Source organism: Campylobacter concisus (assembly GCF_902460675.1).
GTDB classification, from domain to species: domain Bacteria; phylum Campylobacterota; class Campylobacteria; order Campylobacterales; family Campylobacteraceae; genus Campylobacter_A; species Campylobacter_A concisus_AJ.
The window spans coordinates 19,013-42,715 of sequence record NZ_CABPUQ010000002.1; the positions used below are offsets into that span (position 1 = coordinate 19,013).

General features: G+C 39.8%; 25 protein-coding genes. 15 read left to right on the forward strand and 10 right to left on the reverse strand.

Annotation, left to right across the window (positions count from 1 at the left end):
- Window position 1: 1 nt before the first annotated feature.
- From F3G88_RS08825 to F3G88_RS08865, 9 genes are read left to right on the forward strand one after another with little or no spacing between them, the layout of a single operon-like run.
- Window positions 2–1,189, forward strand: coding sequence for a UDP-N-acetylglucosamine 4,6-dehydratase (locus F3G88_RS08825; RefSeq protein ID WP_317454239.1), 1,188 nt, complete (start codon window positions 2–4; stop codon window positions 1,187–1,189).
- Complete coding sequence (locus F3G88_RS08830; protein ID WP_149715961.1) at window positions 1,176–2,327, forward strand: LegC family aminotransferase; 1,152 nt, start codon at window positions 1,176–1,178, stop codon at window positions 2,325–2,327. Before F3G88_RS08825 ends, F3G88_RS08830 begins: the two co-directional genes overlap by 14 nt.
- Before the next feature lie 2 nt (window positions 2,328–2,329).
- A complete protein-coding gene (locus tag F3G88_RS08835) occupies window positions 2,330–2,941 on the forward strand; it encodes a NeuD/PglB/VioB family sugar acetyltransferase (protein ID WP_103574252.1) in 612 nt (203 codons plus the stop codon).
- A 24-nt stretch (window positions 2,942–2,965) separates the two neighbouring features.
- Window positions 2,966–3,967: an N-acetylneuraminate synthase gene (neuB, locus tag F3G88_RS08840; RefSeq protein ID WP_149715962.1), complete on the forward strand. Its 1,002-nt coding sequence runs from the start codon at window positions 2,966–2,968 to the stop codon at window positions 3,965–3,967.
- Window positions 3,964–5,124, forward strand: coding sequence for a UDP-N-acetylglucosamine 2-epimerase (neuC, locus tag F3G88_RS08845; protein WP_103574254.1), 1,161 nt, complete (start codon window positions 3,964–3,966; stop codon window positions 5,122–5,124). The genes neuB and neuC overlap by 4 nt, the downstream gene beginning before the upstream one ends.
- Entirely contained in the window at window positions 5,121–6,167 is a 1,047-nt protein-coding gene (locus F3G88_RS08850) for a nucleotidyltransferase family protein (protein WP_103574255.1), read from the forward strand. The genes neuC and F3G88_RS08850 overlap by 4 nt, the downstream gene beginning before the upstream one ends.
- Window positions 6,168–7,070, forward strand: coding sequence for a Gfo/Idh/MocA family protein (locus F3G88_RS08855; protein WP_103574256.1), 903 nt, complete (start codon window positions 6,168–6,170; stop codon window positions 7,068–7,070).
- Window positions 7,063–7,770, forward strand: a complete 708-nt coding sequence (locus F3G88_RS08860) for an acylneuraminate cytidylyltransferase family protein (RefSeq protein ID WP_103574257.1) — start codon at window positions 7,063–7,065, stop codon at window positions 7,768–7,770. The genes F3G88_RS08855 and F3G88_RS08860 overlap by 8 nt, the downstream gene beginning before the upstream one ends.
- A complete protein-coding gene (locus F3G88_RS08865) occupies window positions 7,757–8,527 on the forward strand; it encodes an oxidoreductase (protein ID WP_103574258.1) in 771 nt (256 codons plus the stop codon). Before F3G88_RS08860 ends, F3G88_RS08865 begins: the two co-directional genes overlap by 14 nt.
- 272 nt (window positions 8,528–8,799) lie before the next feature.
- On the opposite strand, the gene F3G88_RS08870 is transcribed toward F3G88_RS08865, so the two are convergent.
- On the reverse strand, window positions 8,800–10,299 hold the full coding sequence (locus tag F3G88_RS08870; protein ID WP_148823602.1) for a flagellin B: 1,500 nt from the start codon (window positions 10,297–10,299) through the stop codon (window positions 8,800–8,802).
- 202 nt (window positions 10,300–10,501) lie between these two features.
- Here F3G88_RS08870 and topA point away from each other — a divergent pair, with 202 nt between their 5' ends.
- The 3 genes from topA (at window position 10,502) to F3G88_RS10545 (ending at window position 13,397) form a co-directional block, all read left to right on the forward strand.
- Complete coding sequence (topA, locus tag F3G88_RS08875; protein ID WP_149715963.1) at window positions 10,502–12,616, forward strand: type I DNA topoisomerase; 2,115 nt, start codon at window positions 10,502–10,504, stop codon at window positions 12,614–12,616.
- A gap of 62 nt (window positions 12,617–12,678) precedes the next feature.
- Complete coding sequence (locus F3G88_RS10540) at window positions 12,679–13,014, forward strand: hypothetical protein (protein WP_223228771.1); 336 nt, start codon at window positions 12,679–12,681, stop codon at window positions 13,012–13,014.
- Window positions 13,015–13,061: 47 nt separating this feature from the next.
- Window positions 13,062–13,397: a hypothetical protein gene (locus tag F3G88_RS10545; RefSeq protein WP_223228772.1), complete on the forward strand. Its 336-nt coding sequence runs from the start codon at window positions 13,062–13,064 to the stop codon at window positions 13,395–13,397.
- A 358-nt stretch (window positions 13,398–13,755) separates the two neighbouring features.
- Here the strand turns inward: F3G88_RS10545 and F3G88_RS08885 are convergent, their stop codons facing one another.
- Entirely contained in the window at window positions 13,756–14,190 is a 435-nt protein-coding gene (locus F3G88_RS08885; protein ID WP_188117483.1) for a hypothetical protein, read from the reverse strand.
- Window positions 14,191–14,353: 163 nt separating this feature from the next.
- Here F3G88_RS08885 and F3G88_RS08890 point away from each other — a divergent pair, with 163 nt between their 5' ends.
- From F3G88_RS08890 to F3G88_RS08900, 3 genes are read left to right on the forward strand one after another with little or no spacing between them, the layout of a single operon-like run.
- The gene (locus F3G88_RS08890) at window positions 14,354–15,517 is read left to right on the forward strand and encodes a cation:proton antiporter (protein ID WP_149715965.1); all 1,164 of its coding nucleotides are present in this window, start codon (window positions 14,354–14,356) and stop codon (window positions 15,515–15,517) included.
- A 2-nt stretch (window positions 15,518–15,519) separates the two neighbouring features.
- Entirely contained in the window at window positions 15,520–16,797 is a 1,278-nt protein-coding gene (locus F3G88_RS08895; RefSeq protein WP_021085366.1) for a citrate synthase, read from the forward strand.
- Window positions 16,794–17,597, forward strand: a complete 804-nt coding sequence (locus tag F3G88_RS08900; RefSeq protein WP_149715966.1) for a 3'(2'),5'-bisphosphate nucleotidase CysQ family protein — start codon at window positions 16,794–16,796, stop codon at window positions 17,595–17,597. The genes F3G88_RS08895 and F3G88_RS08900 overlap by 4 nt, the downstream gene beginning before the upstream one ends.
- A gap of 2 nt (window positions 17,598–17,599) precedes the next feature.
- Here the strand turns inward: F3G88_RS08900 and F3G88_RS08905 are convergent, their stop codons facing one another.
- From F3G88_RS08905 to F3G88_RS08940, 8 genes are read right to left on the reverse strand one after another with little or no spacing between them, the layout of a single operon-like run.
- On the reverse strand, window positions 17,600–18,064 hold the full coding sequence (locus F3G88_RS08905) for a damage-inducible protein (protein WP_149715967.1): 465 nt from the start codon (window positions 18,062–18,064) through the stop codon (window positions 17,600–17,602).
- Between the two features lie 4 nt (window positions 18,065–18,068).
- The gene (locus F3G88_RS08910) at window positions 18,069–19,625 is read right to left on the reverse strand and encodes a methyltransferase domain-containing protein (RefSeq protein WP_149715968.1); all 1,557 of its coding nucleotides are present in this window, start codon (window positions 19,623–19,625) and stop codon (window positions 18,069–18,071) included.
- A gap of 9 nt (window positions 19,626–19,634) precedes the next feature.
- Window positions 19,635–20,132, reverse strand: coding sequence for a redoxin family protein (locus F3G88_RS08915; protein ID WP_103565976.1), 498 nt, complete (start codon window positions 20,130–20,132; stop codon window positions 19,635–19,637).
- Window positions 20,133–20,168: 36 nt separating this feature from the next.
- Window positions 20,169–20,843: a molybdate ABC transporter permease subunit gene (gene modB, locus F3G88_RS08920; RefSeq protein ID WP_149716033.1), complete on the reverse strand. Its 675-nt coding sequence runs from the start codon at window positions 20,841–20,843 to the stop codon at window positions 20,169–20,171.
- Complete coding sequence (locus F3G88_RS08925) at window positions 20,843–21,700, reverse strand: sulfate/molybdate ABC transporter ATP-binding protein (RefSeq protein WP_149715969.1); 858 nt, start codon at window positions 21,698–21,700, stop codon at window positions 20,843–20,845. The genes modB and F3G88_RS08925 overlap by 1 nt, the downstream gene beginning before the upstream one ends.
- A 2-nt stretch (window positions 21,701–21,702) precedes the next feature.
- Entirely contained in the window at window positions 21,703–22,092 is a 390-nt protein-coding gene (locus tag F3G88_RS08930) for a TOBE domain-containing protein (RefSeq protein ID WP_149715970.1), read from the reverse strand.
- Window positions 22,089–22,844: a molybdate ABC transporter substrate-binding protein gene (modA, locus tag F3G88_RS08935; protein WP_149715971.1), complete on the reverse strand. Its 756-nt coding sequence runs from the start codon at window positions 22,842–22,844 to the stop codon at window positions 22,089–22,091. Before modA ends, F3G88_RS08930 begins: the two co-directional genes overlap by 4 nt.
- A complete protein-coding gene (locus F3G88_RS08940; RefSeq protein WP_149715972.1) occupies window positions 22,845–23,627 on the reverse strand; it encodes a TOBE domain-containing protein in 783 nt (260 codons plus the stop codon). It abuts the gene before it with no gap.
- Window positions 23,628–23,703: the final 76 nt, after the last annotated feature.

Genomic DNA, 23,703 nt, shown 5'->3' on the forward strand with positions numbered 1-23,703 from the left:
AATGGATATATTAAGCTTAATAGGTCGCACAAAAAACCTCTTTGAAGATGATATAAATGCACTTGATAAAGACCTAAAAGAGATAGTTTCAAGCTCAAGCTTTCTAGTTATCGGCGGTGCTGGCTCGATAGGGTCTGCCGTGACAAAAGAGATCTTTATAAGAGATCCCAAAAAACTCTACGTCGTTGATATTTCTGAAAACAACCTTGTCGAGCTAGTGCGTGACATAAGAAGTGAGTTTGGATATATAAATGGTGACTTTAAAACTTTTGCCATAGATGTTGCAAGTGCCGAATTTGACGCACTTTTAGCGCAAAATGGTGGGTTTGACTACGTGCTAAATTTATCAGCTCTAAAGCACGTTAGAAGCGAAAAAGACCCATTTACACTCATGAGAATGCTTGAAACAAATATCTTTAATACCGACAAAACGCTGGCTCAAGCTATGTGTATGAAGTCAAAAAAATATTTCTGCGTTAGCACCGACAAGGCCGCAAACCCTGTAAATTTAATGGGAGCTAGCAAGCGCATCATGGAGATGTTTGCGTTTAGGCACTCTTTAGAGATAGATGTCTCGATGGCTAGATTTGCCAACGTGGCATTTAGCGATGGCTCGCTTCTTTTTGGCTTTCAAAAACGCATAGAAAAGGCTCAGCCCATAGTCGCTCCAAACGACGTCAGACGCTACTTTTTAACGCCAAAAGAGAGCGGTGAGCTCTGCCTTTTAAGCACCATTTTTGGAGAAAATAGAGATATATTTTTCCCAAAATTAGATGAAAATTTAGACCTCATAACATTTAGTGAGATAGCTAAGCGATACTTGGCAAATTTGGGTTACAAGCCATTTTTGTGTGAAAATGAGGAGGAGGCTAGAAAGCTTGCAAAAGTGCTTCCAAAAGATGGCTTTTATCCTTGTCTTTTTGCGCCTAGCGATACGACTGGAGAGAAGGACTATGAGGAGTTTTTTGTTGATGGCGAGAGGCTTGATATGCAAAGACTTCAAAATATCGGCATAGTTAAAAATGATGCAAATTTTGATGGCGAAAAGCTAGAAATTTTCAAAAACAATATCTTAAATTTAAAATCAGGCTTAGCATGGAGCAAAGAGGACGTTTTGCACGAAGTTTTCGAGCTCATACCAAATTTTATGCATAAAGAAACAGGAAAATATCTCGATGAAAAGATGTGATTTTGACGAGGTTTTGAAATTTATAAAAAGCACTTTTGGCAAGGACAAAGTCCCGCTTCACGAGCCTAAATTTATAGGCAATGAGAAAAAATATCTACTTGAGTGTATCGACTCTAGCTTTGTCTCAAGTGTCGGCAAATTTGTCGATGAGTTTGAGAGTAAGCTAGCTCAAATGGTCGGTGCTAAATTTGCAGTTGCCACGACAAATGGCACCTCGGCGCTTCACATCTGCCTAAAACTAGCTGGTGTAGAGCAAAATGACGAAGTGATCACCCAGCCAGTTACTTTTATAGCCACTTGCAACGCCATTAGCTACCTTTTTGCAAAGCCGGTTTTTGTGGACGTTGATCTTGATACGCTTGGTATGTCGCCAGCGTCACTTAGTGCGTTTTTGGAGAAAAACTGCGAGCTGAAAGGCGGCAAATGTGTAAATAAAACTAGCGGCAGGATAGTGCGTGCCTGCGTGCCTATGCACACTTTTGGACTGCCTTGCAAGATAGATGAGATAGCTGAAATTTGTAAGCGTTGGAACATTGCTTTAGTAGAAGACTGCGCTGAGAGCCTTGGTAGCTACTACAAAGGCACTCATACAGGGAATTTTGGCAAGCTTGCAGCCATGAGCTTTAATGGCAATAAGATCGTCACAAGTGGAGGTGGCGGAGCTATCATCACAAACGATGAGGAGATAGCAAAGCACGCTAAATTTATCACCACAACGGCCAAGGTGCCACATCCTTTTGAGTATCGTCACAGCGAGATCGGCTACAACTACCGCTTGCCAAATTTAAATGCGGCCCTGCTTGTGGCGCAGCTTGAAAATTTGGAGCTATTTTTAAAGAGCAAACGCGAGCTTGCGATGATTTATAAAGAGTATTTTTCTAAATTTGATGATGTGAAATTTATAGATGAGCCAGCGGACGCTAGGTCAAATTTTTGGCTAAATGCGGTGCTCTTTGAAAGCCGTGAAAAACGAGACGAGTTTTTGAAATTTAGTAATGAAAATGGCGTTTTCACACGTCCTATCTGGCAGCTTATGAATGAGCTTGATATGTTTAAGGACTGCCAAAGAGATGAGCTAAAAAATGCTAAATTTCTAAGCGATAGGATAGTAAATATCCCAAGTAGCGCGAGAGTTTAGCCGTGCAAGATATAGTTTTAGTAGGTGGCGGCGGACACTGCAAAAGTGTGATAGATGTCATCGAGAGCGAGGCTAAATTTAATATAATTGGTATCATAGATACGGCAGAAAATATTGGCAAAAAGGTGCTTGGCTACGAGATCATCGGTGGCGATGATGATCTGGCTGAGGTTTTTAAATCATGCAAAAATGCTGTGGTGACGGTTGGGCAGATAAAAAGTAGTGAGCCTAGAAAAAGGCTGTTTGCACTACTAAAAGAGATAGGTTTTTACCTTCCAGCCATCATCTCTCCGCTTGCGTATATCTCGAAGCATGCAAGTGTAGGTGAGGGAACGGTTGTGATGCATCATGCCTTGATCAACGCTGGTGCAAATGTCGGCAAAAACTGCATCATAAACACAAAAGCGCTTGTGGAGCATGACGCAACTATCGGCGATCACTGCCATATCTCAACAGCAAGTGTGGTAAATGGTGGCGTTGTCGTGCAAGATGAGACATTTTTTGGTAGCAATGCAACCAGCAAAGAGTATATCGTGATAGGCGAAAGTTCTATCATAGGCGGCGGAACTAGCGTGATGAGAAGCTTGGAGAAAAACGCTTTTATAAAGGCTTAAAACTAGCATTTTAAAGGAAATTTGATGTCAAATAGAGTTTTTATCATAGCTGAGGCTGGGGTTAATCACAATGGCGATATAAATTTAGCCAAAAAAATGATTGATGTAGCAGCTAGTGCTGGCGCTAATGCGGTGAAATTTCAGACATTTAAGGCTCAAAATCTTGTTTCAAAAAACGCGCAAAAGGCTAGCTATCAAAAAGAAACTACCGATAAAAATGAAAGCCAGTTTGAGATGATAAAAAAGCTTGAACTAGACGAGAGCACGCATAAAGAGCTTATAGCCTACTGCAAAGAAAAAAATATCACTTTTCTCTCAACTCCTTTTGATAGCGACAGCATAAAACTTCTTGACGAGCTGGGGCTTAGCATATTTAAAATCCCAAGTGGCGAGATAACAAATTTGCCATATCTTAGGCAGATAGGCGGGCTCAATAAAAAGATCATTCTCTCAACCGGAATGGCAAATTTAGGCGAGGTGGAAGCTGCGATAGAAGTACTTGTAAAAAGCGGTACAAAGCGTGAAAACATAAGCCTTCTTCATGCAAATACGCAGTATCCAACGCCGATGGAGGATGTAAATTTAAAGGCGATGATAACTCTTAAAAATGCCTTTGGGCTTGAGGTCGGATATAGTGATCATACCCTTGGCATCGAGGTTGATATCGCAGCGGTTGCGATGGGCGCAAAGATCATAGAAAAGCACTTTACACTTGATAAGAGCCTGCCTGGACCTGATCATAAGGCTAGCCTTGAGCTAGATGAGCTATCGGCTATGGTTGAAGCCATAAGAAATATCGAGCTAGCCCTTGGAGACGGACTAAAGCACTTTAGCAAAAGCGAGAGCGAAAATATCAAAATAGCTAGAAAGTCGATTGTAGCAAAACGAGATATAAAAAAGGGTGAAATTTTTAGCGAGCAAAATATCTGCGTAAAACGCCCAGGAGATGGCATAAATCCTATGAGGTGGGATGAGGTGATCGGGCAAATTTCACAAAAAGACTATAAACGAGATGAACTGATATGAGAAAAATTTGTGTAGTGACAAGCACTAGAGCTGAATATGGCCTGCTTTACTGGCTCTTAAAAGAGATCGAGGCAGATAGTGAGCTTAAGCTTCAGCTTATTGTTACTGGCATGCACCTAAGTCCCGAGTTTGGACTCACATACAAAGAGATAGAAAAAGAATTTAAGATAGATAAAAAGATAGAAATTTTAAGTAGTTCGCATACAAGTCTTGATATTTGCGCTGAGATGGCAAGAATTTATGAGAAATTTGCTCTGGCATTAGCTGAGCTTAAGCCTGATATATTGGTGCTTCTTGGCGATAGATATGAGATATTTGGTGTAGCAGGTGTTGCTAGTATCATGCAGATACCAATGGCACATATCCATGGCGGTGAGACCACACAAGGAGCATTTGACGAAGCTTTTAGACACAGCATAACAAAGATGAGCCATATACATTTTGCAGCTACAAATGAGTATGCAAACCGCATAATTCAGCTTGGCGAAGAGCCTGGTAGAGTTTTTAATGTTGGTGGTCCTGGCATAGAAAATATAAAAAAGCTAAATTTACTAAACAAAGATGAGTTTGAAAAATCTATAAAATTTAAGCTTGCTAAAAAAAATATCCTCATCACTTTTCACCCAGCTACACTTGAAAATAGTAGTGCAAGAGAGCAGTTTAATGAGCTTTTAAAAGCACTTGATGAACTAGATGATACAAATTTTATCTTCACAAAGGCAAATAGCGATACAGATGGCGATGTGATAAATAAAATGATAGATGAGTATGTGAGACAAAACCCACAAAAGGCCGTGGCTTTTGTCTCACTTGGACAGCTAAGATACCTAAGCGCAATAAAATTTGTTGATATCGTCCTGGGAAATAGCTCAAGTGGCCTTTTGGAAGTTCCAAGCTTTAAAAAGGCCACCATAAATATAGGCGACCGCCAAAAAGGACGTGCTCGAGCTAGCAGTGTGATAGATGTTAGGCCTGCGAAAGAAGAAATTTTAGCTGCTATCAAAAGAGCGTATTCAAAAGAATTTGAACAAACTTTAAAAGATACGATCAACCCTTATGATGGTGGCAATCCAAGCAAAAAAATGGTTAAAATTTTAAAAGAGATCAAGCTTGATGGTATTTTGAAAAAGAAATTTTATGATATAGGTATAAAATGAGAATAGTAAACGATATAAAACTAAGTATAAATTCAACCATTAAAGATGCCTTGCAGACTATCAACAACGGAGGGCTTCAAATCGCCATCGTTGTTGATGAAAACGATGCTCTAGTAGGCACGGTAACAGATGGTGACATCAGACGCGGTTTGCTAAACGGCCTTGATCTAAATAGTAGCGTCAGTCTAGTGGTGCACAAGAGCCCAAGTATAGCAAGTGTCGGTGATACTAAAGAGTCTATTTTAAAGATAGCACTTGCTAAAAAACTTCATAAAATTCCATTGGTTGACGAGCTCGGCAAGCTTGTAGGTATAGAAGACATAGAAGATATTATTAAGCCAGTTGGCAAGACAAATAGAGTTATCCTAATGGTAGGAGGCCTTGGCACTAGGCTTAGACCACTCACGCAAGATACGCCAAAGCCGATGCTAAAGGTTGGAAACAAGCCGATCCTTCAGACGATAGTCGAGAAATTTGCAGAGTATGGCTTTGTAAATATCACAATGTGTGTAAATTTTAATGCAAGTATCATTAGAGACTATTTTGGCGACGGAAAAGAATTTGGCGTAAATATAGACTATGTTTTAGAAGAAAAAAGGATGGGCACAGCAGGGGCATTAAGCTTGCTAAAAGAGCGTCCAAGTGAGCCATTTTTCGTAATGAACGGCGATCTTCTTACAAATGTAAATTTCGAGCACATTTTTAACTATCACACGCTAAATAAAGCTACAGCTACAATGTGCGTCAGAGAGTACGACTACGAGGTTCCTTACGGCGTGGTAAAGATGAATGATAATAAAATAACTGCTATCGCAGAAAAACCAGTACAGAAATTTTTCGTAAGTGCTGGGATATATATGCTCTCACCTGAAATTTTAGATCTGATCCCACAAGATGAGTTTTATGATATGCCTACGCTCTTTGAAAAGGCAATAGCTCAAAATAAAAATGTAATCTCTTTTCCGATACATGAGTACTGGATAGACATAGGACGCCTTGAAGAGTATCAAAAGGCAAATGAAGAATACGCAAAGATATTTTAGATGAAAGCTCTTGTTGTAGGCTATGGCTCGATCGGCAAAAGACACTGCGAGGTCTTAGAGACTTTAGCACAGATAGATGAAATTTGCCTAGTCACTAGCCAAGATGTGGCTGATAAAATTTGCTACAAAAGCTTAGAAGAGGTCTCAAATTTAGACAAGTTTGACTACTTCGTCATAGCGACTCCCACATTTTTGCATCTAGAAAATTTGAAATTTATAGATGAAAGAGTTAGTGGCAAGATCATACTTTGCGAAAAGCCATTATTTGAAAAAAAATATAGTTTTACACCTAAAAATAATAAAATTTTTGTAGGCTATGTACTGAGATTTCATCCGCTCTTACAAAAGCTAAAAGAGTTTTTAAAAAACGAGAAAATTTTATATCTAAATGCTAATTGCGGTCAGTATCTACCAAGTTGGCGAAGTGGCGACTATAGAAAGTGCTATAGTGCTAGCAAAGAAAAAGGTGGCGGTGTCTTGCTAGATCTTAGCCATGAGCTAGACTACACCATGTGGTTATGCGGTAAATTTGAAAGCCTAAAGAGCTTTCAAGGTAAAATTTCAAATTTAGAGATAACAAGCGATGATCTATGTGTGGTTTTTGGTAGGACTAAAATGGATGCCATAGCAAATTTAAGTATCGACTATCTAAGCCATATAACGCATAGAAGCTTGCGGGTGGAGTGCGAAGGCTCTACATATGAGCTTGACTTTATAGCAGGCACACTTACTAGGCAAGATGGTAGTAAGCAAATTTATAACATGCCAAATTTGGCAAGAAATGAGATGTTTTTAGCTATGCATAAAGATGTTTTGGGTGAGCAAAAATATATTTGTAGCTTTGATGAGGGGCTAGATGTGATGGACGCGATAGATCAAATTCAAAGGCAAAACAATGAGTAATGTTTTATGTACGATATGCGCAAGAGGCGGTAGTAAAGGGGTAAAAGGTAAAAATGTGCGTGAGCTTTGTGGTAAGCCACTTATAGCCCACACTATAGAGCAGGCAATAGCATCAAATTTGTTTGAGCATATTGTTATTAGCACAGATAGTGACCTGATAGCAGAAGCAGCTATAAAGTACGGTGCGGAGGTCTTTTTTAAAAGAGATGCTGCTATGGCTAGCGATACGGCAGGAAAACTTGATGTTATAAAAGATGCTTTTTTAAAAAGTGAGGAACATTACGGACGTAAATTTGACTATGAGATCGACCTTGATGCGACAGCCCCGCTTCGTGATGTGAGTGACATAACAAATTCTTTTGAGCAGTTTTTGCGTGATGATAATGACAACCTAATAACCGCTATGCCAAGCAGAAGAAGTCCATATTTTAACCTAGTTGAAATTTATCTAGATGGACACGTAGCACTTGCAAAAACTTTACCAAATGCTATTTTGCGCCGTCAAGATGCACCAAAAACTTATGATATGAACGCTTCTATTTACATATGGAAGCGTGAAGTTTTATTAAATAACGATACTTTATTTCTACCAAAAACTGGACTTTATGTGATGGATGAAGATAGATCGATTGATATAGATTGTGAGCTTGATTTTAAATTTGTAGAGTTTATAATGAAGGAAAAAAATGCTAACAGATAAGGTCGTAGTAGTTACTGGAGGGGCTGGCAGGATAGGAAGTGCTTTCATAAGAGCGATTGCTAACCAAAATGGAATTGGTGTGATAGCAGATGTTGATACAAAAAGGGCAAATTTATTAAAAGATGAGATTACAAGCTCGCAAAAAGATGCAAGGATCGAGGTTTTGCAAATTGATATCAGTGATGCAAATTCTATCAATGAGGCTATAAACTTCTTGCACTCAAAGTATGGGCACATAGACGCATTAGTAAATAATGCCTATCCAAAAAGTAAAAATTACGGTAAGAAATTTTTTGAGATCGATATGGATGATTTTAATGCTTTTTTAAATTTACATCTTGGTGGATACTTTAATATCTCGCAAAATTTCATCAAGTACTTCTTGGAACAAGGTTATGGTAATATCATAAACATCTCATCCATTCAAGGTATCGGAGCCCCTGCTTTTGAGACATATGAGGGGACAAATATGCACTCTCCAGTTGAATATACAGTTGTAAAACATGGCCTTCTTGGTATGACGAAATATATGGCAAAGATGTTTAAAAAAGATAATATCCGCGTAAATGCCATAAGTCCTGGAGGGATTTTAGATGGACAGCCTGAGCCATTTTTAAGCCAATATAAAAAGAGATGTGGCACAAAAGGTATGCTTGATGTAAATGATATATGCGGGGCTTTAGTGTATTTGCTAAGCGATTCTTCAAAATATGTAAATGGACAAAATATCGTAGTTGATGATGGCTTTAGCCTATAAAAATACAAATAAAATAGTATAAATTTATCTAGTCTAAGCTAGATAAATTTATATATCGCTTTTTATACGCACTTTTTCTCATACTAAATTTTACCAAGCAAGAGCTTGTTATCTATAATTTTTCTATTTTTACAATTTAACTTAATATGGAAAAATATCTAAAACCCCAAAGACTAGCTTTGGGGCTGGGGGTTTGCGTATTGTAAAAGCATTAACACATTAAGGCTTTGCTACTGCAACAAAGCCCTATTTAAAACTTCACTCAGCTCCTACTATTGTAGTAGCTTCATTACGTTTTGTTGAACGCTGTTTGCTTGACTCATAGCATAAGCACCTGATTGAGCTAGGATGTTATGCTTTGAGAAGTTAGCAGACTCGCTAGCAAAATCTACGTCCCTGATTTGTGATTCTGCTGATTTTACGTTAACTTGAGTTACAGTTATGTTGTTAACTGTAGCTTGAAGTTGGTTTTGAACTGAACCAAGGTCTGAACGAACTTGATCAAGTGTTTTTTGAGCTGACTCAGCGATGTCCATAACAGCCATTGCGCCTTTTAGTGTCATTACACCAGCTGATTGAGCTACTGTAAGCACTTTAGTCATTCTTTGGAAGCCCATAGCACTAGCTAGTTTGCCGTCTATTTGACCTCTTACATCTCTTAAAGCAACTGAAGCTTGAGCACCACCTTTTGCTGAGAAAGCTTCTGACTCTAGTTTTAGAGCATCACCGCCAGCTGCGCCTTTTGCAGATAGTTTGATATCTCTACCATCAAGGCGAACAAGGTTGATACGGCCAACGAAAACTTGGTCTTTTTTCATACCGATTGCTTTTGAGATATTATCACCTGAAACACTAAACGCACGACCGTCACGGCTTGTTAGAACCATTTTGCCTTCTGTATTGATAGAAGCTTCAACACCTGTTTGATCTTTAACAGCGTTGATTGCATTTACCAATGCGCCGTTGCTATCGTTTTCTTTTACATCAAGGTCGCCGATTTTAACGCCGTTGATAGCAAAGCTTTTGATAGATACGCTTACTATAGAAGTTGACATAGTTCTAGTTACATCAAATGTAGCTCTAATACCTGTCTTATCAGATGTTTTGTTGATATTTTCTGCTAATTTACCAACACCAGTTCCAAGACCAGTTGATATCTTAGTAGAAGCTATACTAATATCATTTACACCATCAACGCTTAAGAATTTAAGGCTAACTTTATCTGTACCAGTTAGAAGTTTTGAACTCTCAAAACGTGTAAGACCGATCTTGTCAGATGTAGTCGCACCAATACTTGCTTTAACAGTTTGGTTTGAATAAGCACCTATTTGGAACTCTTTATTAGAGAATGTTCCGTTTAGTAGTTGCTGACCGTTAAATGAAGTAGTGTTACCGATATTGTCAAGCTCCTCCATTAGACGAACGATATCAGCTTGCAATGCTTGGCGTGATTGAGTTGTTTGGCCGTCTTGAGCTGATTGAGTAGCTTTAGTCTTGATAGTATCAAGAACTTTTAGCTGCTCGTCCATAGCTTTGTCGGCAACTTGAATGATACCAATAGCATCATTACCATTTGCAATAGCTTGACCTAGAGCTGAAGCTTGGCTTCTTAAGCTATCTGCGATAGATAGACCTGAAGCGTCATCTGCAGCTGTTTGAATTCTAAGACCAGAACTAAGTTTGTTAAGTGACTTAGATAGGTCAGTGTTGTTGCTAACTGCGTTAGCGTGTGTGTTAAGTGCGTTTACGTTTGTGTTAATACGAAAACTCATTGTAAATCCTTTTATGTTTTAAGTTACGACTTCATGTCGCACGAAAACTATATCGATCGGTTTTTAAAAAAGTTTAGAGTTATGCATAAAAATTTTTTATAAAAAACAAAAATTGCGCTCCATCTAAAAATTTTTTGCACGTTACACTCTAAAAAATTATTTCTGCTACAATTACGCCAAAAAATTCAAAGGCTATATATAAATGAAAAGCTTAATCATCGTGGAATCTCCTGCAAAAGCAAAGACTATCAAAAATTTCTTAGACAAAAGCTGCAACGTCATCGCCTCAAAGGGCCACATCAGAGACCTGCCAAAAACGAGCTTTGGCATCAAGATAGAGGATGATAAATTTACCCCAGAGTATCGCATCAGCAGTGATCACTCCACCATCGTAAAAGAGATAAAAGAGCTTGCCAAAGGTGCAGATGAAATTTACCTCGCGACCGATGAGGATAGAGAGGGTGAGGCGATCGCATTTCACATCGCAAATGCCATCGGCAAAGAACCAACCAGCCTGCCTCGTATCGTCTTTCACGAGATCACCAAAAGCGCCATACAAAACGCTCTAAAAAGCCCAAGACACGTCGATATGAACAGCGTCAATGCCCAGCAAACAAGGCGCTTACTTGACCGCATCGTTGGCTACAAGCTAAGCCCACTTTTAAATTTAAAGATACAAAAAGGCTTAAGCGCTGGACGTGTGCAAAGTGCGGCGCTAAAGATAATAGTCGACCGCGAGCGTGAAATTCAGGCATTTAAGCCGGTTGAGTACTACACTATAGACACCGTTTTTAAAAAAGATCTAGATGCTGAGCTAGTTAAATTTGAAAATCAAAAGATCGAAAAGCTAACCATCCAAAATCCAGACCGCGCAAAATACATCATTGAAAATTTACAAAATGAGAAATTTAGCGTCCGTGAGATCGAGAGCAAAGATAGAAAGATCCAGCCAAGCCCGCCATTTATGACTTCAACCCTTCAGCAAAGTGCGAGCAACCGCCTTGGCTTTAGCCCTAAAAAGACCATGATGATCGCGCAAAGCCTCTATGAGGGCGTGCAAACAAACGAGGGCTTCATGGGTGCGATCACTTACATGAGAACGGACAGCTTAAATTTAGCCAAAGAGGCCGTCGCAGCCGCTAGAGAGCACATCCTGCAAAACTACGGCAAAGAGTATCTGCCAGCCAAAGCGATAAACTACACGACAAGCTCAAAAGGTGCGCAAGAAGCCCATGAAGCGATCCGCCCTACAAATTTAAACTTCACACCGCAAATTGCCGCTAAATTTTTAGATAAAGACGCGCTCAAACTCTACACGCTCATCTACAATAGATTTTTAGCCTGCCAAATGAGCGCATGTGTGAGCCAAACGCAAAACGTCTATGTCGCGAGCGAAAAAGGCGAGTTTAAGATAAGTGGCAGAAAGGTGCTATTTGACGGCTTTTACAAAGTTTATGGCGAGCTTGATAAGGATAAAATTTTGCCAAATTTAAAAAAGGGCGATGAGATGAGTTTGCAAAGCATAAAAAGCACGCAAAACTTCACCGAGCCGCCAGCTAGGTACTCTGAAGCTGGCCTTGTTAAAAAGCTAGAGAGCCTAGGGATTGGCCGCCCAAGCACCTACGCACCGACCATCTCGCTGCTAACATCAAGAGACTACGTAAGGATCGAGAAAAAGCAGCTCATACCAAATGAGATCGCATTTAGCATGATAGGCGTTTTGGAGGAGCACTTTAGCAACATCGTCGATAGCGAATTTACCTCACATCTTGAAGAAAAGCTCGATGAGATCGCGCTTGACAAGGCTGACTGGCAAAAGGTGCTAAGCGACTTTTACTATCCATTTATGGAAAAAATAAGCGCTGGCAAAACTGGCATAAAAAGCCTAAAAACAGCCACTCCGATCGGTGAGAAGTGCCCAAAGTGTGGAAGTGAGCTAGTGCTTAGAAAGGGCAGATATGGCGAATTTATCGCTTGTTCAAATTTCCCAAAATGCAAATACTCAAGAAACATCGCAAAAGATAATGAAAAGAGCGCAGATACAGGTACTACTACGGCAGCTAAGCCAAAACGTGAGCTTAAAAAGCTTGACGTGCCATGTCCAAAATGTGGTGGCGAGATCGTCGAGAGATTTAGCAGGCGCGGTAAATTTTATGGATGTGCTAACTATCCAAAATGCGACTTCATCTCAAACTACGAGCCAGTCGCGCAAAAATGCGACGAGTGCGGCGGCGATATGATCAAAAAAGAGCTTAAAAAAGGCACATTTATAGAGTGCACAAAGTGCAAGAAAAAGACGTTAGTTTCTGAAAACTAAAAACTTCTAGCCAAATTTGAGATTTTGAGCCTAAATTTGGCTTTTATAAATTTGGACTTTAAATGCCTGAAACTATCACACAAATTAGCCAGTATAAAGAGCAAAAAAGCCTTGTGATAAACTGCACGCAGCTAGGCGACAGCTTCACGCCGCAGTATAAAACCGCCAAGCAAAAAAGAGTAGTGCTTGATGAGTGGTGCGACTTTTTAAGAAGCGAGCAAGAGGCATTTGATGAGCTTAGCTTTTGCACGAAAATGCCTCAAGAGCTCTTTGACGCAGTGTGCTGCCAAAGAAATTTAAAGAGCCTTCACATAAAATGGGGCTCGTATGAGAGCCTTGACGCGCTGGCAAATATTTCTAGTCTAAAGAGCCTTTTATCGGCTCAGGAGCTAACGTAAAAAGCATAGCACCGATCGCTAAACTTGCCGTACTTGAAAGCCTAGCCGTGGAGAATTTTCAAAAGATAAGCGACTATTCTGTATTTTCAAATTTGCAAAATTTAAAGAGTTTAGAGATCAGTGGCGACGGACTTTCGCCTAAATTTATCCACATAGATAGCCTAGAGTTCTTACGCCAGATGCCAGGACTTACGAGCCTTGTGATCTTGGTGGCTAGGCTAAAAAGCAAGGACTATTCGCCTATCTTGTCTCTAAAATCCCTCACTCACCTTAGCTTGCCGCCACAGCATGCACTTTTTGGACTTTTTGATGAGCTTAGTGCTTTGCCAAATTTAAAAACAGGACTTTTAAAAGAGAGAGCGGAAATTTATAAGAAAAAGTAATGCTATAAAATTTAAATTTCTCGCATAGTTTTATTTCTAAGAGCAAATTTTAAAACTTTACTCACTCGCCTTAGCAGACTACTAAATTTAGGGCTCGTTATCACTTGCCACTGAATTTGGAAGCGTGATATGCTCGCTCGTAAATTTTAAAATTTGCTAGAACTTTTTTGTAAAAATTAAATTTTTAGTTCGTAGCGACAAATTTTTAAATTTCATTCACCCCTAATAATTGACTACTAAAATTTAGCTTCGCTTGCCGCTTAGCTCAAATTTTAAAGCCGAAATTACTCGTTCATAAAATTTAAAATTTGCTCAAATTTAACAAAACCCCATGCAGTGCGCCGCCACATGCGCATCTCTACCTAGCCTCTACCTTTGGCATCTGTAGCATAAAATTTCTAGCTTCGCTTAAAAGCACTGGTTTAAGCGCATCTGCTAAGGTTTTTGGATCGTAAATCCTCTCATACGAAAGCATCATAACTCCATCTTTTTTAAGTAAAAAGTGGATTATTTCTATATTTTTGCTCTTAGTTTCATCTTTTATGAGGGCTAAAATTTGATCATTTTCTTCGCTAAAAAGCACGTTTTTATCTTGCTTAAGAGCCATTTTTAGCTCTTCTAGTTCGTTTTTTGTCTTGGCATCTTTGTCAAACTTTACTCTAAAAGAGGCAAAGTGCTCGTCCATGTTTTCATTTTTTAAAAAGTAAAAACTCTCATTTTTAACCACTTGTTTTTTATAAAATGTGCTGCCATCAAATCTAAAACTCTCAACTAAATTGAGCTCGCCTGCCAAAGAAAAGGCGCCAAAAAATATCAAAATAAAAAGGCTAAATTTGCGCATAAAATTTCACTCCAAATTTCTAAAATAGTTGCCATTTTGCCCAAATTTCGCTTAGCTTAATCAAAAAATAACAAAGCTTTTTATACAATCAGGCATTTTTATTTTAAGGATCTTTTTGCAGTTACACCAAGCAAGCGAGCTTAGCATCCTTGTCGTTTTGGCATTTATCGTCTTTGCTTCGCCTTATATTTCTAAAATTTTACGCATCCCAGTCGCACCTGCTGAGATACTACTTGGAGCGGTTGCTGGCTACATCGGAGTCGTTGGCGACAACGAGATGTTTAAGCTCATCAGCGAAGTTGGCTTTTTCTTTTTGATGTTTCTAGCTGGCATGGAGATCGATCTTAGGATGCTCATAAACATCGACCGTAAAATTTTGCGCCTTGGGCTCATCTACCTTGCGCTCATCTACGCTCTAGCTACGGCCCTGACGCTAGGACTTGAGCTTAGTCTGCTTTACATCATCATCATCCCGATAATGGCCGTTGGTATGGTATTTACGCTATTTAAGGAGTATGGTAGGCAGCAAGAGTGGCTAAATTTAAGCATGCTAATATCAACTATCGGCGAGCTTTTAAGCATCACGCTTCTAACATTTACCGCTGCTTACTTGCAATTTGGAGCGAGTATAAATTTATGGCTAACGATAGGCTATTTGATCCTGTTTTTGGCTATCAGCGTGCTTAGTTTTAAAATTTTGGATGTGCTTTTTTGGTGGTATCCGGGGCTTAAAGTGGTGCTCATGCCACACTACGATAAGGACGAGAAGGACATCAGGCTTTGCATCGCGGTATTTTTCACAATGATAGCTTTGATGTTATATCTAAATTTAGAAGTCGCCTTTGGTGCGTTTATCGCAGGTATGTTTATCACGACATTTTTTGATCACAAAAAGGACTTGCCGCATAAGCTTTCAAGCTTTGGATTTGGCTTTTTAGTGCCGATATTTTTCATCCACATAGGCTCGACTTTCAAGCTTTCAAGCCTAGGATCTAGCGAAGTGATAAAGGATGCTATTTTTATATTTTTAGCGATGCTTGGCACCAGAGTTGTATCTAGTTTGCTCTTTTTGGGCAAGCTTGGCTTTAGAGGGATATTTTTATTTTCAGTTTCGCAGTCTATGCCGCTCACTCTTTTGATCGCAGTTGCTACTATCGCACACAAATCAGGCGAGATAAGTGACTATTCTTACTCATCTTTCATCCTAGCAAGCCTCGCACAAGCTATAATAGGAGCTATAATCATCAAAATTTTAATGCAATCAAAAAGCAAGGAGTAAAAATGTCATCAAATACAGCCACACTAATCGACAACCGAACTGGCAAGAGCTATGAATTTCCTATCCTAAAAGGCACGATGGGACCAGATGTCATCGACATATCGACCTTCTTTAGCGACACTGGGATGTTTACCTTTGACAGGGGCTACACCTCAACTGCGATGTGCCGCTCAGCCATAACCTACATCGACGGCCTAAAGGGCGAGCTCATGTATAGAGGCTACGACATCGCGTATTTGGCTGAAAATAAGACATTTTTGGACGTTGCCTACCTGCTTTTAAACAAAGAGCTACCAACTAATGAGCAATACAGGGGCTTTAAAGATGAGCTCAAAAAAAGAAGCTTCATACACGAGGGCATGATGAAGCTCTTTGACGCATTTCCAGACAAGGCGCACCCTATGGCGATCTTGCAGGCAGCAGTCTCAGCGCTAAGTGCCTTTTACTCAGACCACCTAAATATGGATAAGCCTGAAGAGTATCACGAGATGGCTATGAGGATAATCGCCAAAATCCCAACGATCGCGGCTTTTAGCTACCGCTACTCACGCGGACTTCCTATTATCTATCCAAATTTAGATCGTGGCTTTACAGAAAATTTCCTCTACATGATGAGGGGCTATCCATACGAGCACGTCGATCTTAAGCCTATCGAGATAAAGGCGCTTGATACGGTCTTTATGCTGCACGCTGACCACGAGCAAAATGCCTCAACGACTACCGTTAGGACTGTTGGCTCTACGCACGCGCACCCATACGCATGTATAAGCGCAGGTATCGGCGCACTTTGGGGCTGGGCTCACGGCGGAGCAAACGAGGGCGTTATCCGCCAGCTTGAAGAGATCGGCTCGGTCGCAAACGTCGATAAATACATCGCTAGAGCAAAGGATAAGAACGATCCGTTTAGACTAATGGGCTTTGGTCACAGGGTCTATAAAAACTTTGACCCACGCGCAAAGGTGCTAAAAAAGATGAGAGATCAGCTGATGGACGAGATCGGCATTAGCTCAGAGCTCATCAAGATCGCCAACCGCATCGAAGAGATCGCACTAAATGACGACTACTTTGTAAGTAGAAATTTGTATCCAAATGTTGATTTTCACTCAGGGCTCATCCTGAAGGCGCTTGGCATACCAAATAATATGTTTGCCGTCATCTTTGTGATCGGCAGGACGCCAGGCTGGATCAGCCAGTGGATCGAGCTAAAAGAGCAAGACACTATAAAGATCGTCCGTCCAAGACAGCTCTACGTCGGAGAGACAAACAGAACACCAAAATGAGCGAGCTTTTAAATTTAGCCATCAAGGCAGCCATCAGCGCTGGGGGTGAGATAATGAAATTTTACTCATCTAATAGCCAGGCGCTTAAAGTCTGCCTAAAAGATGACAGCTCGCCGCTAACTAGCGCTGATCTAGCGGCAAATGAGGTGATACTAAAAGAGCTAAGTAAAAGTGGGATAAAAATTTGCTCTGAAGAGAGCATCTTACAAGATAGCGACAAAGACGAGTTTTGGCTAGTAGATCCCCTTGATGGCACGAAAGAATTTTTAGCTAGAAATGGTGAATTTTGCGTTTGTATAGCACTTATAAAAGAGGCTAGACCGGTGCTTGGTGTCATTTTTATCCCAGTTAGCAAAGAGCTTTTTTACGCCGATGAAAACGGCGCTTTTAAAGAAATTTTAGGCGCAAATGATGAGGTCGTAGCAAGGCATGATCTAAATGAAAAAGCTAAAAGTTTAAATAACTTCATCTTTTCAAGCAGAAGAGGCGAGACGAAGAGGGTTGAACTTGTAAGAGATAGTTTAAATTTAGAGCAAAAATGCATCGGATCTGCCATTAAATTTTGCCGTTTAGCCGAGCTTGGCGGGATATATGTGAGATTTAGCCCAAGCTATCTTTGGGACAATGCTGCAGGCGAGGCGGTAGTGAAATTTAGCGGTGGCAAGGTCTTAAACGTTAGTGACAGATGCGAGCCAAGCTACAAGCTAGCTGATCTAAAAAGCCCATTTTACGTAGCTTTTGGCAAAAATGCTTTGGGCTTAGAGGATGAAGTTTTTAGGCTGATAGAGCAGGGCAGATAAGGCTACTTACACCTTATCTCATCGCTCATCTTTAAAAATGCGCTCTCGTTTTGCTCTAAAAATTTATTTGCCGCTTCTAAATCTTGAAATTTGTCTTTTAGCCTGATCACTAAAGTGCCACATTTTAGCTCTCTAGCTCGCTCTAAACTGGCATCAAAGCTTTGCATTAGATCATTTACGCTTTTTATCAAAAGATCGTTTTTGCCTAGCTCTTTTACGCTAAATTTAGCGTGTCTCTCAGCTCTTACTACGCCAAGATAGTTTGCGGCTTTAGCGTTACTTATGTAGATGAAAACTCCCTCACGCAAGTTACTGCTAAATGCCACTGCATCATCTTGCTCAAGTATCTTTGCAAGCTCTTCGCCGCCGTATTTTAGGCTGCTTTTAAGATTTAAGTTTTTCACGCTTGGCTGGCTCGCACAACCTGCTAGAAATATACAAAACAAAAAGGCGGAAAGATTTTTCATAGCCCTAAATTTCTTCCAGTAGATAGAGAATGCTGGCCATTTTTGCAGTGTCTGTTACATAGTTTATTATATTTGCCGCTATAACATTCTTTGTTATCTTTTTGCCATCTACCTCAAGTGTTTGAATATTTTTTTCTTTAATAAATTTTAAAGTTTTAGCAGCAACATCACTTAGGCTATTTTTACCATCAAGCTGTAAAAATATATAATAATCAATCAAATTAAGCTTTTCCGACATACTAAATTGATTTGCAAAAGCTATGTCCGAGTCATTTTGATGCTTTAAAAAATACTTAATATAGCCGATCAAATTTGGATTAAGCTTTGAATATCCTGGTCTGTACTCCACATCTTTTAGCTCATCTTTTACTATCATCGCATCAGCTGAGTTGGTTAGAATTCTTACAAAAGCGCTATAAACCATAAGCTTATCTTCTGGCAAAATTTCTAAAATTTGAGATAAGTTTATACTTGCTGGATACATCTTATAAAAGACCTCGCAAAGCCAGGAGATATCTTGCGGCATGAGAGTATATCTATCTTTCCACAAGCCATTTTCTTTTTTAAAATCAGCTACAACGTGAATTTTATTTACATCGCTTGGGCCTATTTGTTTATTGGCTATCTTTTCATAGGCCTCACTATGTACGATCAAGCTTTGTCTAAAGACTTTATTATTAACAATATCAATGAACTGCTCTAGATCGATCCTATCTTTAAATTTATCGTTTTTATAATCATCAACCCTACTTATACCAAGATCGGGGACAAAAATATCTTCAAGTGTATATTCACAAAGATAAGTTAGTCCGTTTTTTACAAGCATACTATTAAAATCTTTGAAGTAAAATGGATCATTTATATCCTTTAAAAACTCATGAGCTATATAAAAGTCGCTTTTGCTTAAAACCTCTTCCACCCAGTGCATGAGCATTTTGGCAGGTATTTTTTTCTCATAGTATTCATTATCTTTGGTTAGTAAAAAATCTTTATAAACCAAAAGCGCCTCTCTTGCGGCCTTTAGTCTATCCTCCGTGCTCTCTTTATCCTTTGCGGCAAGCAGCATAAGATCACGCACGACATCTTTTACTTTCCAGCCTGGGTATGTGTTATAAGATATAAACGCCACGCCGTTTTGGCTTAAATTTTCTCTTACTACCCTTAAAATAGCATCTTTTACAAAGTCAGGCACCCAGCTAAAGACACCGTGAGCTATTATGTAGTCAAATTTCTCATCACTTTTAAACTCACAGATATCGCCGTGAATTAGCTCTAGATTATCTAGTCCTATCTCCTTAACGATCTCTTGCCCGCGCCTTATTTGCTCACCGCTAAGATCGATGCCAACTACTCTTGCATTTTTATTATTTACAGCAAATGGGATCAAATTTCCGCCAAAACTGCACCCTATCTCCAAAACTTTTGCGTTTTTGCAAGGCGGTGGGTTGATACCAAGTAGCGTAGCGCAGGCCTCTAGTTTATAAGGCGATGACTGCGCAAATGCTGCTGATTTGTAAGTTAGTTCATCATAAGATTTTTCGATTTTGCTATTTTGGCTCATTTTACCCTCCTAGTACTCTTTATTTTGCAATTTTTCTAGCATATTTTTAGCGTCATTTTCAGGCTCATCAACAATATATGCGCGCCTTATATTGCCACCTTTTATGATAAGCGTTTGACGAAAGTAAAATTTATGCCCATTTGAAGCTGCAAATACCGGAAGCTCAAGTGCGCGCTCTAGCATAAACTCGCTATCATTTAAAAACATCACGCCAGTTGCAGTCTCTTCTTCAAATTTCTTTTGAGCTGCGATATCTTGGGAGCCAATAGCTACTACCATAAAGCCAAGATCGTTAAATTCTTTAAGAAGTTTTTTGTAGTTTATCGCTTGCTTGGTGCAGCCTTTCATGCCCGCAGTATTTTGTAGCTGTTCGCTTAAAAGCTCAAAATCCTCGCCTATCTTTGGGTAGATAAAAACCACGCAGTCATGGCTCCTTGCGAAGGCAGAAAAGTCAAATTCTTTACCGTCTAAAGTCCTTAGATAGATGCTTGTGGGCACTTTTATCATCTTTCATCCTTTAAAATTTTTATCTATTATATATCTTTAAGCTTTTTTTGAATTTAAGAGATAGACGACAAAAAGAACGAAAAAGCTAATTATTAGCATCAAAAGTGCGTAGATGTGAGCCTTGGTATAGTCAAGCATCTCAACCGCCTCAAATATCGCGATACTAGCGACCTTACTCTCGCCAGTCACGCTGCCACCTATCATCAAAACCACGCCAAATTCGCCCATCGTATGAGCAAAACTAACAACGATCGCGGTTAGTAAGTTTGATCTGATACTTGGCAAGATCACTCTAAAAATGGTCGTAAGCTTGCTTTTTCCAAGGCTGTAGCTCGCCTCAAAAAGGCTCTTTTTTAGGCTATTTAGCCCAGCATAAATGGGCCCAAACATAAATGGCAGCGAGTAGATACAGCTTGCCACAATAAGGCCAGTGAAGTTAAAAACCAGCCTCACGCCAAAGAGATCTTCGATAAATTTACCAAAAGCCGAGTAGGGCGAGAGAAAAATAAGCAGATAAAAGCCAAGAACGCTTGGCGGCAGCACCAAAGGCAGCGAGATAACAGACTCTAAAAATGCCTTGCCAAAGAATTTATTTTGCGACATAAAGTATGCCAGTGCTACGCAGAAGAAAAATAGGATAAATGTCGTGATAAAAGAGAGTTTTAGAGATAGCCAAAATGGCTCGTAGTCGATAGATAGTAGCTCACTCATCATGCTTTTACCAAATTTACGCCAAAGGCTTTTGTACTAACTATGGCGGTGTCGCCAGCTCTTAGCCCACTAGCTTCTGCGCTACTTAGCACGACCTCGCAAATTTGGCGGTTTATTAGCACGCTTGCCATAAAAATGGCGTCACGCTTTTTGATCTCCAAAACCTTAGCGTTAAATGCAAATTTCTGCGATCCTGCACTTTTTAAAAATATCTCACTCGCACTGCCAGACCTTGAAATTTTGCCATTTTCAAGGACAAAAACCTTGCTGCAAAGCTTGTAAATTTCAGCTATGTCGTGACTTACTAAGATAACGCTCATCTTAAACTCATCGTGAAGTGCTAGCAAATAGTCTTGCAGCTTCTCACGCATAGCGTTATCTAGGGCGCTTAGTGGTTCATCAAGTAGTAAAATTTCTGGCTTTCTCATCACCGCACGAGCAAGTGCCACGCGCTGCTTTTGACCGCCTGAAAGTTCGCCTATCTTGGCGTTTTTTAGGCTCTTTAGCTCGCAAATTTCAAGTAGCTTGTTTGCTAAATTTTCATCATTATTTGCAAAGAGCAAATTTTTAAAGACGTTCATATTTTCAAAAAGGGCGTAGTCTTGAAACAAAAAGCCGATATTTCGCTTTTGCGGGGCTAAATTTGTATTTTCGTCAAAAAAGATCTTATCCCCGACCTTTATCACGCCACTTTGCGGGGCTTCAAAGCCAGCGATGAGCCTTAAAATCGTAGTCTTGCCTCCGCCACTTGCTCCATAAAGTGCGACAAACTCGCCACTTTCAAAGGCAAGCTCAGCCTCAAGCATAAATTTACCACCACCGCCATTTAGCTCTTTTTTGCAAGAAATTTCTATCATTTTTAAGCGCTTACGTGGATACTTGTTGATTTAACGTAGGCAAAGAGCTGCTCGCCTATCACTAAATTTAGCCCTTTTAGGGCGTGATCTGAGATGATAGCCTCAAAGCAAAGCTGCCCACACTTTAGGCTAACTATGCTTACAATTTCGCCGCGAGTTATGCCAGCGACCTCGCATTTTAGCTCATTTTCAAGAGAGCTAGCCTGAAGCTTTATCTTTGATAAAACTACGTCTGAGCTTTTAAAATTTAAGCTAACCTCATCATTTAGAGCAAATTTGCTAGCCTCGTTTAAGGCTAGCATATATAAATTTGCTCCTAAATTTAAGCACTCAAGCTCAAAAAAACTGACGTCATCTTTGGAAGAAATTTGAACGATCTTTGCTCTTATCATTTAGCAGGGACGTTGTAGCCAAATTTCTTGAAAATTTCTCTTGCTTTATCGCCTAGGACAAAGTCGTAAAATGCCTTCGCATCAGCGTTATTTTCAGCACGTTTTAAGAGCACGATGCCTTGATCGATCGGAGCATAGAGCTCTTGAGGCACGAAGATGTAGTTAGTGCCCTCTTTGTATTTTGCCATTTTCTCGCTAAAAAGCGCGCTAGCAGCGATAAAACCAACATCCGAAGCGCTTAGTGCCTGAGATAGAGTCTCAGAAATTTTTTGAGCATAGACGATGTTTTTCTCTACTTCATCATAAATTTTCGCGTTTTTTAGAGCCTCGATGCTAGCCTTGCCGTAAGGTGCTGTTTCTGGATTTGCTACTGAGATCGCTTTTAGTCCGCGAACCACTTCTATGCCCTTTTTAAAATCCACGTCTCTTATAGAAAAGATCGCCAAAGCGCCTTGTGCATAAACTTTTGGAGCAGCGACTGCAAAGCCTGTGTCGTAGGCTTTTTGCGCAAAGCCCATATCAGCAGCCATGAAGATATCAGCTGGGGCCGAGTTTTGTATCTGCGTGACAAGCCCGCCGCTTGCACCAAGAGTTAGGTTGATCTTAGCGTCTGGATGAAACTTGTTAAACTCTTTTATAAGCTCAGGAAACGCATAGGTCGTGTTTGCTGCGGCATAGACATTTACCTCTGCACCAAGTGCGTTCATGGCAAGCAGTGCTGCCACACATAAAAATTTAAAAACCTTTTTCATTTAAACTCCTATTATGATTTCAGATGATTTTACTATCGCTATTAGCGTGTCGCCAACGCCTATTTGCATATCCATTGCGCTATCTTTTGTGATGATAGCAGTTAAAGTTTGCTCATCACTTAGCTTTAGCGTGACCTCAGCATTTACAGCGCCTATCTTTGCCTCGATGACCTCACCTTTTAGCTGATTTTTAGTGCTTATTTTTATATCAAGATCTTTTGCGAGGATGACAGATGGCGCTTTAAAGATGAAAACTACCTTTTGACCCACTTTTAGGCCTAAATTTTTCTCGCTCTCAACTGTTATGGTCGCTTCAAGCGTGTTGCCGTTACTTAGCTTTGCAGTGATCTCAGAATTTACAGCGCCTCTGTTTATACTAACGATCTCACATGAGAGCTGATTTCTCGCACTTAAATTCATACTCATTCTTTGTAAATTTATGATATCAACATCTTCAAAATCAACCTTTTGGCAAATTTTTTGCAAAAAGTCCTTTTGTGTTTCGAGAATAGCGTCATAAATTTTTATCAGTTTTTTGGCATATGGGCTAAGCTCTGAGCCGCTATTTTTCTTGTTGCCATCAGCTCTTACGATTAGCGGTTTGCTACTTTTGTTATTTATCGTATCCAAGCAGTCCCAAGCGTTCTTGTATGATATGCCGACAGCCTCGGCTGCTTTTGTGATGCTTTTTGTCTCTTTTATCGCCTTAAGTAGCGCTATATGCTTTGCTAAAACCTGCGTATCTTCGCCCAGAAATAGCTCTAAATTTATATCTGCTTTCAAAATTTTAACCTCTAAATATATAATAATAATTTGCAAAGTATATCTAATTATATTAATTCGCAAGCTTAAATTACAA

Bases quoted from the DNA above. Each gene is read 5' to 3' on its own strand.
- modA (WP_149715971.1), bottom strand. From the start codon at position 22,844: ATGAAAAAGGTTTTTAAATTTTTATGTGTGGCAGCACTGCTTGCCATG.
- F3G88_RS08925 (WP_149715969.1), bottom strand. From the start codon at position 21,700: ATGATAGAAATTTCTTGCAAAAAAGAGCTAAATGGCGGTGGTGGTAAA.
- F3G88_RS08910 (WP_149715968.1), bottom strand. From the start codon at position 19,625: ATGAGCCAAAATAGCAAAATCGAAAAATCTTATGATGAACTAACTTAC.
- neuC (WP_103574254.1), top strand. From the start codon at position 3,964: ATGAGAAAAATTTGTGTAGTGACAAGCACTAGAGCTGAATATGGCCTG.
- F3G88_RS08825 (WP_317454239.1), top strand. From the start codon at position 2: ATGGATATATTAAGCTTAATAGGTCGCACAAAAAACCTCTTTGAAGAT.
- F3G88_RS08905 (WP_149715967.1), bottom strand. From the start codon at position 18,064: ATGAAAAATCTTTCCGCCTTTTTGTTTTGTATATTTCTAGCAGGTTGT.
- F3G88_RS08930 (WP_149715970.1), bottom strand. From the start codon at position 22,092: ATGATAAGAGCAAAGATCGTTCAAATTTCTTCCAAAGATGACGTCAGT.
- neuB (WP_149715962.1), top strand. From the start codon at position 2,966: ATGTCAAATAGAGTTTTTATCATAGCTGAGGCTGGGGTTAATCACAAT.
- F3G88_RS08915 (WP_103565976.1), bottom strand. From the start codon at position 20,132: ATGATAAAAGTGCCCACAAGCATCTATCTAAGGACTTTAGACGGTAAA.
- F3G88_RS08870 (WP_148823602.1), bottom strand. From the start codon at position 10,299: ATGAGTTTTCGTATTAACACAAACGTAAACGCACTTAACACACACGCT.
- topA (WP_149715963.1), top strand. From the start codon at position 10,502: ATGAAAAGCTTAATCATCGTGGAATCTCCTGCAAAAGCAAAGACTATC.
- F3G88_RS08830 (WP_149715961.1), top strand. From the start codon at position 1,176: ATGAAAAGATGTGATTTTGACGAGGTTTTGAAATTTATAAAAAGCACT.
- F3G88_RS08850 (WP_103574255.1), top strand. From the start codon at position 5,121: ATGAGAATAGTAAACGATATAAAACTAAGTATAAATTCAACCATTAAA.
- F3G88_RS08855 (WP_103574256.1), top strand. From the start codon at position 6,168: ATGAAAGCTCTTGTTGTAGGCTATGGCTCGATCGGCAAAAGACACTGC.
- F3G88_RS08900 (WP_149715966.1), top strand. From the start codon at position 16,794: ATGAGCGAGCTTTTAAATTTAGCCATCAAGGCAGCCATCAGCGCTGGG.
- F3G88_RS08865 (WP_103574258.1), top strand. From the start codon at position 7,757: ATGCTAACAGATAAGGTCGTAGTAGTTACTGGAGGGGCTGGCAGGATA.
- modB (WP_149716033.1), bottom strand. From the start codon at position 20,843: ATGAGTGAGCTACTATCTATCGACTACGAGCCATTTTGGCTATCTCTA.
- F3G88_RS10540 (WP_223228771.1), top strand. From the start codon at position 12,679: ATGCCTGAAACTATCACACAAATTAGCCAGTATAAAGAGCAAAAAAGC.
- F3G88_RS08860 (WP_103574257.1), top strand. From the start codon at position 7,063: ATGAGTAATGTTTTATGTACGATATGCGCAAGAGGCGGTAGTAAAGGG.
- F3G88_RS08895 (WP_021085366.1), top strand. From the start codon at position 15,520: ATGTCATCAAATACAGCCACACTAATCGACAACCGAACTGGCAAGAGC.